Here is a 13291-nt window from a genome sequence, read left to right on the forward strand (position 1 = left end):
GCGTCCACGCGAGTCAGCCGCGAGCGATACTCTTCGCGATAGCCTCGCGTTCCTTCGCCTCGGCCTCGCGGGCGGCATCCAGTTCTCCGACGGCGGCTTGCACCGCCTTCTCGGCCCGCTGCACGCGGAACTGGATCAGCGTCGACGCCCCGTGACGCGCGCGCACGCGGTCCTCGTCCTCCTCGTGTCCGACCGTGATGTAGGCGCCGGCGATGAGGATCACCTGGCTGGAGAGGTTCAGCCACAGCAGCAGGGCGATGAGCGCGGCGAACGTGGCGAGGAGCGGATTGCCGCCCGCTCCGCGCACGAACAGACCCGACAGCTGCTGCAGGACGACCAGTCCGATGCCGCCGAGGAGCGCCCCCTTCAGCACCGTCGCCCGGCGCACCCGGAGGCCGGACAGCATCGCGAAGGCCGCGGCCACGACGGCCGTGTCGAGAGCGAGCACGACGAGCGTCGAGATCAGCCACGTCAGCATGCCGGTGACCCACGAGTCCGCGGAGATCCCCAGCCACTCGCGGATGAGCGTCAGACCCGCGGTGGCGAAGAAGGTGACACCCGCGGCCGCGGCGAGGGCGACGCCGATGCCGATCGCGAGCGCGAGGTTGCGCAGGAGGACCCAGACGATGAAGGTGTCTTCGCTGGTGACGTCGGCGATCTGACGCAGCGCCGCGCGCAGCGAGCCGACCGCGCCGATCGCGGCGCCGAGCAGACCGACGGATCCCAGGACGCCCGCGACCGTGAAACCGGCCGGCGCCTTGATCTCGGCGACGTCGATGAGACCGTCGGGTCCGACCAGACCCGGGATGACGCCGTCGACCGCGCGCACGAGCGCGGCGAGACCGTCCGGGTTGCCCGCGAGCCACAGGGCCGCGAACGAGAACCCGATGAGGACGCCCGCGAACACGCTGAACAGCGTCCGGTAGGTCACGCTGTCAGCGAGCATGGGTCCGCGCCTCCCCGAGTAGACGAGGTATGCGCGCACGAGTCGCCGCTGCAGCGCCCACGCGGTGACGCGACGGATGAGGTCAGCCATCCCCCCAGGCTATGCGGCCGGCGCGATCTGTCCCGCCGGGGTTGACCGGGCACCGGAACGCGCGGATCGCGGCGCCCCCGCACCTCACCGCAGCTCGGCGAGCAGCACCCACCAGGTCCCGAGCAGCAGCGGGGGCCCGAACGCGAATGCGGCGCGCCGGGCACCGGAGAGCAGGATCCCGGCGGCCGCGGCGCCGCCGCACACGAACCCGGCGAGGAGGCCCGAGAGCACGGCATCCGGCCCGAACCATCCGAGGTGCGCCCCCGCGAGCGCGGCGAGGGTGACGTCTCCCCCGCCGAAGGCCGCCGGTCGCGCCCGGTGCAGCGCGAGGCACACGAGGAACGCGGATGCCGCCCCACCCCACACCCCGAGGAGGCGCGACGATTCGTCGGCGGCGAGCGCGGCGGAGGTGAGCAGCACGAGGGCCACGGCGAGGCCCGGCAGGACGAGGGCGTGCGGGAGCCGATGGTGTCGTCCGTCGACGACGGCGAGGATCCCGCTCCCCACCGCGAACGCGGTCAGCGCGACCCCGAGCATGGGGTGCTCAGGCGTCGAGGACGACGAGGCGGGCGAGGACCACGGCGTCGGGCTCGATGCCCTCGCGGTCGCGGACCGCGCGTTTGAGAGGCAGGACGTACGCGCCGTCCGACTGGGGGAACACCGAAGTCCTCCACGTGGAGGTGCCGATCGAGGCCTCGACGCGAACGCCGCCGAACCCGCGCCGGTAGGTCTGCGTCTCGCGGACGGCCTCGCTGAGATCGAGCGGCAGCGCGACGAAGTACCAGTCGCTGTCGAGGCGAGCCGCCCACCGGAAGACCTCTCCCTCGAACTCCACGATCATGTGCGTCTCCTTCCGCCGCGGTCACCCTACTCGCCGGCCCCGACACGTCCCGGGCGTCGTCCCCTGGGGAGGAGCCGTCACGCGGAAAGGATCCCCGCCGCGCGCGCGGGCACCGCATACGCCCGGGCCAACGACGAGACGGTGTCGTGCGCGTTGAGACCGCTGGGGTTCGGCAGCACCCAGGCGGGCACTCCCCCGATGCGCTCGTCCTGCCGACCCGCGACCGCCTTCGCACGGCCGAAGCCCTGTCGGTAGGCGGTGAGCCCGACGACCGCGACCGCGCGCGGCGACAGCGCCGCCACGCGGGCCTCCAGCGCCGCGGCGCCCGCGCGGAGCTCCTCACGACTCAACTCGTCCGCCCGGGCCGTCGCTCGAGCCACCATGTTGCTCACTCCGACGCCGGCCGCGAAGATCATGGCGCGATCGGCGGCATCCAGCGGGCCGGTGTAGGCGGGAAGGCGCGGCAGGATCCCCGCCTCGACCAGAGCGGGCCAGAACCGGTTGCCGGGGCGAGCGAACGGTGTCCCGGTCGCGGCCGTCCACAGGCCCGGGTTGATCCCCACGAACAGCAGGCGCAGCCCCGGTCCGATGAGGTCGGGGATCGTGGCATCCCGGAACGACTCCAGCTCGGCGCGTGAATACCCCATGCGACCACTATGACCACATCCGCACGAGGGAGGCGTCGCTGTGCCAGGATCGGCGGAATGGATGCCGTGCCCGCGCTGACCGAAGTCCCCCCTGCGCAGTTCGTGATCGTGGGCGACAACATCAGCCTCGCGACGTACTCGTGGGGCGATCCCGAGGCGCCGCCGGTGCTGTGCGTGCACGGTTTCGGGTCGTCCACGCGCGACAACTGGGTCAACACCGGTTGGGTGCGCGACCTGCTCCGGGCCGGGTTCCGCGTGCTCGCCGTCGATCAACGCGGCCACGGCCTGAGCGAGAAGCCGCACGACGCGGACGCCTATCGCATGAGCGCCCTCGTCTCCGACCTCGTCGCCGTCCTCGACACCTACCTCGTCGATCAGGTCCGCTACCTCGGCTACTCGCTGGGCGGCCGAGTGGGCTGGCAGCTCGCGGTCGATGCCCCCGAGCACGTCGAACGGGCGGTGCTCGGCGGCATCCCGGACGGTCGGCCCCTGGCCCGGCTGCAGGTCGATCAGGCCCGGGCGTTCCTCGACCACGGCGAACCGGTCACGGATGCCACCACCCAGCGCTACATGTCGCTCGCCGAGCGCGTCCCCGGCAACGACCTGCGCGCGCTCGTCGCCATCGCCGAGGGCATGCGCCTCGGGCAGACCGATCCGGACCCCGCGTCGCCTCCGCGGCAGCCGGTGCTCATCGCCACCGGCACGGAGGATCCGATCCACGACCAGTCGGCCCGTCTGGCCGGGCTTCTTCCGAAGGGCGAGTTCGTGGACATCCCGGGGCGCCACCACGTGAACGCCCCCGGCGCCCGCGCGTTCCGCGAGGCCGGGGTGGCGTTCCTCTCGCGCGATCTCTGAGCGGCAGCGGCCGCCCGAGGCCGCACCGGGTCACGTGCCGGAGCCGCTCTCCCCTGCGCCGCACACGTACACGGTGCTGGGCGCATCGGTCGCCGCCGTGCAGTTCTGCTCCACCCACGAGCGGATCTGCGCTGACACGGTTCCGGTCGAGGTGTCTCCGGCGCCGACCGAGGCCCCACCCGGACCGCCCATACGGTCCTGCCCGGCGACGACGTAGCGCAGCTGACCGCTCTCGACCAGCGAGACGAACCGCTCCAGGGTGGGCGCGGCATCCGTTCCGTTGAACCCGCCGATCGGGAGCACCGCTTCGCCGTCCGAGGCGACGATGAGCCCCGCGGCGCTCTGCGCCCCGAACGTGGCCGCGAGATAGGTCGCCCCGCCACGGTTCTGTTCGAGCCACGACAGCAGGGCGGTCTGGTCGCCGCCGCCGAAGCCGCTCGCACCACCGACGCCGCCGGTCCGGCCGGTCGAGCCCTGACCGGCCGCGGCGCCGGAGCCGAACCGTGCGCCTCGACCGTCCCGGGTCGCGCCCTGCATTCCCGTGCCGCCGTTCGGCGCCGCGAATCCGCCCGAGCCGCCGGCCCCGGGTGCCCCGTTGGGTGCGCCGGCGGAGCCTCCCGCCTGCGCGCCGCCCGGGGCGGTGGCGCCGCGGCCGCCGAAGCCGGATGCCATCTCCGACACCCCTCCGGCGACCGGGTTGATCGAGTTGGGGTGCGCGATGGTCACGGCCGACCACACCGCGGGGGTGAGCAACAGCCCCACGACCATCGCGGCGGTCGTCACCAGGCGCGCCCGATGGCGCGAGAGCAGCAGCGCGATGGCGATGCCCGCGACGACGGCCTGCGCGATCGCGACCGGGATGCTGTAGCCGCCGACCGAGATCCCGATGCCGACCGCGGTGACCGCTGCCGTCGCCAGGATCGTCACCGTCGGCCAGGCTCTGCCGGCGCGGGCGCTCCACGCGAGCGCCGTGGCCACCGCCAGGGCGAGGGGGACGGCCAGGGCGGACGTGTAGAACTGGTGCATCCCGGCGACGACGGAGAACATGGCACCGAACGTTCCCAGCCACACCGTGAGCAGCAGCGCGAGCGGACGGGGGAAGCGCAGCAGCCACAGCACCACGATCGCCACGATCGCCGCGGGGATGAGCCAGGCGATCTGCCCCGCCAGCTGCGCGTTGAACAGGCGGAACACGCCGGGATCGCCCGAGAACGGCGGGGTGAACGACTCGTACGCGGAACTGTCGCTGGTGGCACCGAAGCGCCCGAGCCCGTTGTACCCGAACACCATCTCCCACGGGTCGTTGCCGAGCGTGCTGCCGATGTACGGCCGAGCGCTCGCCGGGATCATCGCCACGATCGCCACCCACCACAGCGACGCGACCGCGCTGACGGCCCCCGCGACGACAAGGTGCCCGATCCGGCGCGCCCAAGGCTGCGCGGTGGCCAGGTAGGCCGCGGCCAGGGCCGGCCAGACCGCCCAGGCCTCCAGCATGTAGAACTGGAAAGACAGACCGATCGCCGCCCCGGCCACCACCAGCCAGAAGAGACTGCGCTGCTGGAGCGCGCGAACGGCCGCCCACGCGGTGATCGCCAGGCCCAGGACGAAGAACGACTCGGGCTGGTTCGACCGGGAGACCGCCACGAAGATCGGGGTGACCGCCACGATCGCCCCCGCGAGCAGTCCCGCGCGCACCCCGGCCAGACGCAGCGCCGCGACGGCGGTGATCAGCGCCGCGCCGACGGCGGCGAGGGCGTTGGGGAGGATCACCGCCCACGTCGAGTAGCCGAAGACCCGGACGAAGAGCGCCGGCACCCAGAACGAACCCGGGATCTTGTCGAGCGTCACGGTGCCGGAGGGGTCCATCGCCCCGAAGAAGAAGTTCGACCACGACTGGCTCATCGACAGCGCGATCGAGGCGTAGTACTCGGACGGCGCGCCGTCCCAGACCTGCCACCCGGTCAGGACGAGCGCGAGCAGACCGATCGCGGCGAGCCCCCACGGCCACACGTGCCGGCGGCGTCGCGACATCGCGGCGGGCCGGGCGAGCGTGGGGCGCGGGATGCTGAGGGTGGCGGTCACCGCGGCATCGTAGGCAGCCCATCACTAACGGTCACCGTGGGAGACCTATGGGTGGGGTATGGATGCCGTCCGCCGGCGATCATTTCGCGGAGACGCTCAGTCGCGGAGCGGCCGGAGCCGCGGTCGCGGCCATCTGCAGCCCCACCCGCACCGTCTGCCCCGACGCGAGCGGACCCGCCCATCCCTCACCCCGACACGTGACGGTCGAGGAGCGCAGGGCGCAGGTCATCCCCCACGCGTTGGTCACCGCCGTGGCGCCGGGAGACTCCCACGACACGGTCCAGCCGGCCACGGCGGTCGTTGCGGTCACCGTCAGTTCGCTGACGTAGCCCTCGCCCCACGCGCTCTGCGGGATCCAGGTCGCGACGACGGCGGGGGCGGAACCCGCGGGGGGCTTCGGTGTGGGCGTCGCGGTGGCGGTCGGCTTCGGCGTCGCCGTGGGCTTCGGCGTCGCGGTGGCGGTCGGCTTCGGCGTCGCGGTCGCCGTGGCCTTCGGCGTCGCGGTGGGCTTCGGCGTGACCGTGGGCTTCGGCGTCGCCGTGGGCTTCGGCGTGGCGGGCGGGGTCGGCTGCGGCACCGGGGTCAGGATCGGCTTCAGTGCGGTCAGCTTCGCGGTCTGGAGGGTGCGCCAGTCGTCGGCGACCAGGCCGCCCGTGTCGCCGCTGTTGGGGTTGAACGACCAGTAGGCGTAACTGATCTTCCGCTGCGCGATGTAGTCGACGAGCGCCGCCAGCCACGCCCGGTCGCTCGCGGTCTCGAGCTTCGTGCCGAATTCGCCGAGGAGAACCGGGGCGATGTTCTCCTTCGCGAGATACCCCCAGTTGGCATCCCACAGCGCCGCCAGGTTCGCGGGGTACCGAGGATCGGAGAACCACTTCTGCGCGTACACCGACACCGGGTAGTCGTGGGGAGAGTAGACGACGCGGTTCTTGACCGAGAGCGTGACGGGCGCGGACCGGACGTCTTTCAGTCCACCGCCCCACCAGGTGCTGGTGCCGTCGTTCTGCTGCTCCACTCCCTCCACGATGATGAGCAGCCGCGGGTTCACGGCGAGCACTGCGTTGCCAGCCCGCGTCGCGGCGGCGCGCCAGTCGCGGGCGGGATCGCCGCAGTTCCAGCACGCGGGGCCGTGGGGTTCGTTGTGCAGGTCGACACCGATGACGGTGGGGTCGTCCTTGTAGCGCCCGGCGAGCATCGTCCAGTCGTCGATCCACCGTTTCTCCGAGTACTGCGATGTGTACCAGAGCTGGCTCTGCGCGCCCGAATCCGGGCGGTGACGATCGAGGATCACGGACAGGCCGTGGGCCTTGGCGCGGGCGATCACGGTGTCCAGGAGCCGCAGCGGCGTGAGACCGGCGAGCCCCGGATTCGCCGCCGCGTTGATCGAGGTGGACTGCGGTGCCGCGAGGCACTCGTTGGAGAACGGGAGGCGGAGGGTGGTGAACCCCATCGCCGCGATGCTCGTCAGCCCCTCGTCCAGCGAGATCGACCACAGCCCGTGCGGTGCGCAGTTCGAGGTCTCCATGCCGAACCAGGCGACCGCCTTGATCGTGTACGGCGCGCCGGTCGAGGTCACGATCGTCGAGCCGCTGGTGGACAGCCACCCCGGCACGGCCGCCGATGCGGGCGGAGCCGTGACGGCCCCGGCGAGCAGGAGCCCCGCGACGGCCACGACGGCGGCGACCCGCATCCGCGCACGACGCAGGCGTGACCACCGTTCCCTCATGCCCACTCCCCTGCCCGTTGCGGTCATCGTAGCGGGCGGGTCGGCCCACGTCAGCGCCGCGGGGAGGCGTCCGGCGAACGATGCGCGCGGTGGACCACCAGCGCGAGGTGGAGGGCGGCCAGGACCTCGCCGTCGTCCAGGTCGACACCGAGGACGCGCTCGGCGAGGTCGAGCCGTTGGTAGAACACCGACCGCGACACGTGCGCGGCCGCGGCCGCCGCCGTGCGGTTGCCCGGGTGTGCGGTGATCGCGGCCAGCGCGGCGAGCAGGTCGCGTCGACGGGCGGGCGGCGCGGCGAGGACGGGGGCGAGCAGGTCTTCGCTGTGCTCGAGGAGGCGGTGGTCGCCCCGCAGCGATGACACGAACCGGAGGAGCGGATGCCGGACGACCCACTGCACCGAGCCCTCGGGCACGTCCCCCACGTCGGCGAGGTCGAGGGACTGCTCGAGCGAGTCCAGCAGGCGGGGCACGGCCGCCGCGCCCGCCTCCCCGTCCACGCGTGGCCCGACGGTGAGGCGGGGATCGCTCCCGTCGTGGCGCAGGCGCGCACGGAAGCGCTCGGCGGCCGCCCCCGCGAAGGTCGTCGAGGAGGGGACGGCCAGGAGCACCGGCATCCATCCGTCTGCGCGCTCTCCCGCCCCCCGCGGGGTCGCGCAGAGGGCGCGCCCCCCGAGCTCGATCGCCGCCGCCTCGACGTCGGCGGCGGCGGCGTCCTCGACCGCGAGCCCGAACAGCGCCGCCCCGCGCAGGTCGATGCGCGCCGCACCGAGCAGCGCCATCACCTCGTCGGCCGAGCCGTAGCGCCCGCCCAGCAGCGCGTCCATCAGGCGGCGGCGGCCGAGACGCGCCCAGTCCTCTCCGTCGGGGTCGGCGAGGCGGCCGAGGGCGAGCGCCGTCGCCCCCTGTTCGAGCACGGCCCGACGCCCGGCGGGGTGCCCGGGGCCGGCGAGCGCGACGAGCGTCGCCCAACGGATGCCGCGCGCCTCCACCGGGACGAGGGAACGCCCGTCGTCGCCGTCGCCGAACCGGCGCGACCGCTCCTGCCAGTCGTCGAGCACCGCGGGGTCGGCGTCGGCGAGTTCCGCCACGATCACCTCGTGCGCGAGCGATTCGAGGACGACCGGAGCGCGAAGCGTGTGGGCGAGGCGTTCGACGACGTAGTCCGCGGGCGCCCCCCGGAGGGCGAGCGAGGTGAACAGCGTCCGGACGTCGTCGCGCGCCCGCAGTGCCGCGGTCTGATCGTCGATGATCCGCCGGTGCACCTCCTCGGTGACGCTGACGAACTTGATCTCGCGGTGCAGGGCGATCAACGGAAGCCCCGCGTCCCCCGCCGCCTCGACGACGACGGTCGGGACGTAGCGGTAGTGCACGCCGAGCTCGATGACGATCCCGACTAGACCCGCCCGCACGAAGTCCCGCACGAGCGTCCGCAGATCCGCCGGCTCCGCGGGCCACGCCGACGCGGTCGTCAGCAGCAGCTCACCGCCCTCCAGCAACCGGGCGACGCCCGGGCTGTCGGAGACGTGGACCCACCGCACGGGTGACGAGAGCGCGGCTCCCCCGACGAGGACATCGGGTGCACCCGCGGCGAGCGCGGGCGAGTCGAGCACTTCGGCGAGGGTGGGAAGACCCCGATCGCCGGGCACGTCCGCGGCATCCGGACGATCTGTCCGGGAGCGCTCGTCTTCGCGACGATCAGCCATGGGCGTGTCCCCTTCATCGTGCCGCAGAATCGGCAGTGAACACCCTACGGCGCTCCCGGTCGATCTGTCCGGACGACCGAAGACCTCGAGGAGGATCCGCATGACCGTCATCCACCACCACATCAACGGCGAAGCCCGCGGCGCCGCGGAGCGCACGGGCGACGTGTTCGACCCGGCCACCGGACGCGTCCAGGCCCAGGTCGCCTTCGCGTCCACCGCCGAGGTCGACGAGGCGATCGCCGTCGCGAAGGCCGCGCTCCCCGCCTGGCGGGCGACGAGCCTGATCAAGCGCGCCGACGTCTTCTTCCGGCTCCGCCACCTCCTCGTCGAGCGCACCGACGAGCTCGCCGCGATCATCACCGCCGAGCACGGCAAGGTGCTCTCGGATGCCAAGGGCGAGATCAGCCGCGGCATCGAGAACGTCGAGTTCGCCGCCGGCCTCGTGCACCTCCTCAAGGGCGAGCACGCCGAGCAGGTCAGCCGCGGCGTCGACGTGCACTCGGTGAAGCAGCCCGTCGGCGTGGTCGCCGCGATCACCCCCTTCAACTTCCCGGTCATGGTGCCGCTGTGGATGACGGCGTCGGCCATCGCCTGCGGCAACACGGTCGTGCTCAAGCCCAGCGAGAAGGACCCGTCGGCATCCCTGTTCCTCGCGAAGCTGTTCGAGGAGGCGGGGCTGCCGGCCGGCGTCCTCAACGTCGTGCACGGCGACAAGGTCGCCGTCGACGCGCTGCTGGACTCCCCCGACGTCCGCGCGGTGAGCTTCGTCGGCTCGACGCCGATCGCGAAGTCCATCTACTCGCGCGCCGCCGAGAACGGCAAGCGCGTCCAGGCCCTCGGCGGAGCCAAGAACCACATGGTCGTCATGCCCGACGCCGATCTCGACTCCGCGGCCGACGCCGCCGTCTCGGCGGCCTACGGCTCTGCCGGCGAGCGCTGCATGGCCGTGTCGGTGCTCGTCGCCGTGGGCGACGACGTCGCCGACGCGCTCGTCGAGAAGGTGGCATCCCGCATCCAGGGCCTGAAGATCGGCGCCGGCACGGATGCCGCGAGCGAGATGGGTCCGCTCATCACGCGCGAGCACCGCGACAAGGTCGCCTCCTACGTCACGGGCGCAGCGGCCGAGGGAGCCGAGGTCGTCGTCGACGGCACCACCCAGCAGTTCGAGGGCGACGGCTTCTTCATCGGTGTCTCGCTCGTGGATCGCGTGGCCCCCGGCATGAAGGTGTACGACGACGAGATCTTCGGACCGGTGCTCTCGGTCGTGCGGGTGAAGACCTACGACGAGGCCGTGGAGCTGATCAACTCCAGCCCGTTCGCCAACGGCACCGCGGTCTTCACGCGCGACGGCGGCACCGCCCGCCAGTTCGAGTTCGACATCGAGGTCGGCATGGTCGGCGTCAACGTGCCGATCCCGGTCCCCGTCGGGGCGTTCTCGTTCGGCGGCTGGCGCAACTCGCTCTTCGGCGACTCGCACATCTACGGCCCCGAGTCGATCCACTTCTACACGCGCAGCAAGGTCGTCACGACCCGCTGGCCCGACCCCAGCGAGAGCCAGATCAGCCTCGGCTTCCCGAGCAACCACTGACCCGCGGCATCCGGAAAGGAACGATCATGACCCTCACCTCCCCCGACCTCGCCGCGGACGCGCAGGTCCGCGCCGACGACCGCGCGCACGTCTTCCACTCCTGGAGCGCGCAGGCGCTCATCGATCCGCTGCCCGTCGCCGGTGGTGACGGCGCGACGTTCTGGGACCACGCCGGGAACAGCTACCTGGACTTCTCGTCGCAACTGGTGAACCTCAACCTCGGTCATCAGCACCCCGACCTCGTCGAGGCCATCCAGCGGCAGGCGGGCGAGCTGGCCACGATCCAGCCCGCCATGGCCAACGGCACGCGCGGCGAACTCGCTCGCCTCATCTCCGAGGTGGCCCCCGAGGGCTTCTCCAAGGTGTTCTTCACCAACGGTGGAGCGGATGCCAACGAGAACGCGGTCCGCATGGCGCGCCTGGTCACGGGCAAGCGCAAGGTGCTCGCCATGTACCGCAGCTACCACGGCAACACCTCGACGGCGATCACCCTCACCGGCGACCCGCGCCGCTGGGCCAACGAGCCGGCCGACGCCTCGGTCGTGCACTTCTTCGGCCCCTACGCCTACCGGTCGGCGTTCCACTCCGCATCCGAAGAGGAAGAGACCGCCCGCGCGCTCGAGCACCTCGAGCAGACGATCATCCTCGAGGGCGCGTCGACGATCGGCGCGATCATCCTCGAGACGGTCGTCGGCACGAACGGCGTGCTCGTGCCGCCGCCCGGGTACCTCCCCGGCGTCCGGGCCCTGTGCGACAAGTACGGGATCGTCTACATCGCCGACGAGGTCATGGTCGGGTTCGGCCGCATCGGCGAGTGGTTCGCGGTCGACGCGTTCGACGTGGTGCCCGACCTCATCACCTTCGCGAAGGGCGTGAACTCCGGTTACGTGCCGCTGGGCGGAGTGGTGATCTCGGATGCCATCGCCGCCCACTTCGACACGGTGACCTTCCCCGGTGGCCTGACATACTCGGGCCACCCGCTCGCGTGCGCGCCCGGCATCGCGACGTTCGAGGTGTTCCGTCGCGACGGGATCCTCGAGCGCGTCCGCGACCTCGGCGAGCGCGTCGTGGGCCCGCGGCTCCGCGAGATGGCCGAGAAGCACCCGTCGATCGGCGAGGTGCGCGGACGCGGACTGTTCTGGGCGATCGAGCTGGTGCGCGACCGCGAGACGCGCGAACCGCTCGTACCGTTCAACGCCGCCGGAGCCGACGCCGCCCCCATGGCCGCGTTCGCCGCCGCGTGCAAGAAGGCGGGCCTCTGGCCGTTCACGCACTTCAACCGCGTGCACGTCGCCCCGCCGCTGGTGATCTCCGAGGACGAACTCGTCCGCGGCCTCGACATCATCGACGAGGCCCTGTCCGTCGCCGACGAGGCGGCCGCGTCGTGAAGACACTGTCCAACGTGGTCGACGGCGTCTCGACGCCGTCGACCGGGCGCCTCCTCGACCTGGTCAGCCCCGTGACCGGTGAGGTGTACGGTCAGGCGCCGTGCTCGACGGAGGAGGAGGTGGATGCCGCCTTCGCCGCCGCCTCGCGGGCCTTCGCGTCGTGGCGGCTGACCACCCCGGCGCAGCGGCAACTCGCGCTGTTCCGGCTCGCCGACGCGCTCGCCGACCACGCCGAGGAGTTCGCCGACCTGGAGTCGGAGGACACCGGGAAGCCTCGTGCGACGCTGGTCGCGGACGAGATCGACCAGTCGGTCGACCAGCTGCGGTTCTTCGCCGGCGCCGCGCGCGATCTCGACGGGCGCGCCGCCGCCGAGTACGCCGAGGGGTTCACCTCCTACGTGCGGCGCGAGCCGATCGGCGTCGTCGCCCAGGTGACGCCGTGGAACTACCCGCTGAACATGGCGATCTGGAAGATCGCTCCGGCGATCGCTGCCGGGAACACCGTCGTGCTGAAGCCGAGCGAGACGACGCCCCAGACCACCGTGCGCCTCGCCGAGCTCGCCGCCGGGATCCTCCCGCCCGGCGTCCTCAACGTCGTCCTCGGCGACCGTGAGACCGGGCGCGCCCTCGTCGAGCATCCGACCCCGCAGCTCGTCGCGATCACCGGCTCGGTCCGCGCGGGCATGCAGGTCGCCGAGTCGGCGGCGCGGCAGGTCAAACGCGTGCACCTCGAACTCGGCGGCAAGGCGCCGGCGATCGTCTTCCCCGACGCCGACCTGGATGCCGCGACCGCCGGGATCGCGCAGGCGGCGTTCTTCAACGCCGGGCAGGACTGCACGGCGGCGACCCGCGTGCTCGTGCACGCCTCGCTGCACGACGCGTTCGTCCAGCGTCTCGTTGCGTACGTCCGGGAGAGCGTGAAGGTCGGGGCTCCGGACGACCCCGAGGCCTTCTTCGGTCCGGTGAACAACCCCGACCAGCTCGCCCGCGTGCAGGGTTTCGTCGACCGCCTGCCCGCGCACGCGCGCGTGGCGACCGGTGGACACCGCGTCGGCGACACCGGCAGCTTCTTCGCGCCCACGATCGTCACCGGCCTTCACCAGGACGACGAACTGGTGCAGCAGGAGGTCTTCGGGCCGGTGCTCGCGGTGCAGGCGTTCGACGAGGACGCCGAAGCCCTCGAGATGGCGAACGGCGTGCCGTACGCGCTCGCCGCCTCCGTATGGACCCGCGAGCACGGCCGCGCGCTGCGCTTCAGCCGCGATCTCGACTTCGGGTGCGTGTGGATCAACGCCCACATCCCGTTCGTCTCGGACATGCCGCACGGCGGGTTCAAGCACTCCGGCTACGGCAAGGATCTCTCGGTGTACGGCTTCGAGGACTACACGCGCCTCAAGCACGTGATGTCGAGCCTGGCCTGAGGGA

At 72.3% G+C, this 13291-nt stretch carries 11 protein-coding genes; 4 read left to right on the forward strand and 7 right to left on the reverse strand.

What is annotated here, in order from left to right; translation table 11 throughout:
- Positions 1-13 precede the first annotated feature (13 nt).
- The 4 genes from BW982_RS03830 to BW982_RS03845 form a co-directional block, all read right to left on the reverse strand.
- Complete coding sequence (locus BW982_RS03830; RefSeq protein WP_076490733.1) at positions 14-1036, reverse strand: YihY/virulence factor BrkB family protein; 1023 nt, start codon at positions 1034-1036, stop codon at positions 14-16.
- 84 nt (positions 1037-1120) lie between these two features.
- Positions 1121-1573 (reverse strand): prepilin peptidase, encoded by a 453-nt coding sequence (locus BW982_RS03835; RefSeq protein ID WP_076490734.1) that lies wholly within the window; start codon positions 1571-1573, stop codon positions 1121-1123.
- A gap of 7 nt (positions 1574-1580) precedes the next feature.
- Positions 1581-1877 carry a DUF1905 domain-containing protein gene (locus BW982_RS03840; protein ID WP_076490735.1) on the reverse strand — a complete coding sequence of 99 codons (297 nt, stop codon included), beginning with the start codon at positions 1875-1877 and terminating at the stop codon, positions 1581-1583.
- A gap of 77 nt (positions 1878-1954) precedes the next feature.
- A complete protein-coding gene (locus BW982_RS03845; RefSeq protein WP_076490736.1) occupies positions 1955-2524 on the reverse strand; it encodes a mismatch-specific DNA-glycosylase in 570 nt (189 codons plus the stop codon).
- Positions 2525-2581: 57 nt separating this feature from the next.
- Here BW982_RS03845 and BW982_RS03850 point away from each other — a divergent pair, with 57 nt between their 5' ends.
- Positions 2582-3379, forward strand: a complete 798-nt coding sequence (locus tag BW982_RS03850) for an alpha/beta fold hydrolase (RefSeq protein WP_076490737.1) — start codon at positions 2582-2584, stop codon at positions 3377-3379.
- A 30-nt stretch (positions 3380-3409) separates the two neighbouring features.
- Here BW982_RS03850 and BW982_RS03855 read toward each other — a convergent pair whose 3' ends face one another.
- The 3 genes from BW982_RS03855 to BW982_RS03865 form a co-directional block, all read right to left on the reverse strand.
- On the reverse strand, positions 3410-5461 hold the full coding sequence (locus tag BW982_RS03855; protein ID WP_076490738.1) for an ArnT family glycosyltransferase: 2052 nt from the start codon (positions 5459-5461) through the stop codon (positions 3410-3412).
- Positions 5462-5540: 79 nt separating this feature from the next.
- Positions 5541-7187, reverse strand: a complete 1647-nt coding sequence (locus BW982_RS03860) for a cellulase family glycosylhydrolase (protein ID WP_076490739.1) — start codon at positions 7185-7187, stop codon at positions 5541-5543.
- A gap of 50 nt (positions 7188-7237) precedes the next feature.
- Positions 7238-8890: a PucR family transcriptional regulator gene (locus tag BW982_RS03865; protein ID WP_076490740.1), complete on the reverse strand. Its 1653-nt coding sequence runs from the start codon at positions 8888-8890 to the stop codon at positions 7238-7240.
- Between the two features lie 100 nt (positions 8891-8990).
- Between BW982_RS03865 and BW982_RS03870 the strand changes: the two genes are divergently transcribed.
- The 3 genes from BW982_RS03870 to BW982_RS03880 are packed head-to-tail and all read left to right on the forward strand — an operon-like array spanning position 8991 to position 13287.
- A complete protein-coding gene (locus BW982_RS03870; RefSeq protein WP_076490741.1) occupies positions 8991-10478 on the forward strand; it encodes a CoA-acylating methylmalonate-semialdehyde dehydrogenase in 1488 nt (495 codons plus the stop codon).
- Between the two features lie 26 nt (positions 10479-10504).
- Positions 10505-11866: an aspartate aminotransferase family protein gene (locus BW982_RS03875; RefSeq protein WP_076490742.1), complete on the forward strand. Its 1362-nt coding sequence runs from the start codon at positions 10505-10507 to the stop codon at positions 11864-11866.
- Positions 11863-13287 carry a gamma-aminobutyraldehyde dehydrogenase gene (locus BW982_RS03880; RefSeq protein WP_076490743.1) on the forward strand — a complete coding sequence of 475 codons (1425 nt, stop codon included), beginning with the start codon at positions 11863-11865 and terminating at the stop codon, positions 13285-13287. Before BW982_RS03875 ends, BW982_RS03880 begins: the two co-directional genes overlap by 4 nt.
- Positions 13288-13291 lie beyond the last annotated feature (4 nt).

The sequence above is a fragment of the Microbacterium sp. RURRCA19A genome (genome assembly GCF_900156455.1).
Taxonomy (GTDB): Bacteria; Actinomycetota; Actinomycetes; order Actinomycetales; family Microbacteriaceae; genus Microbacterium.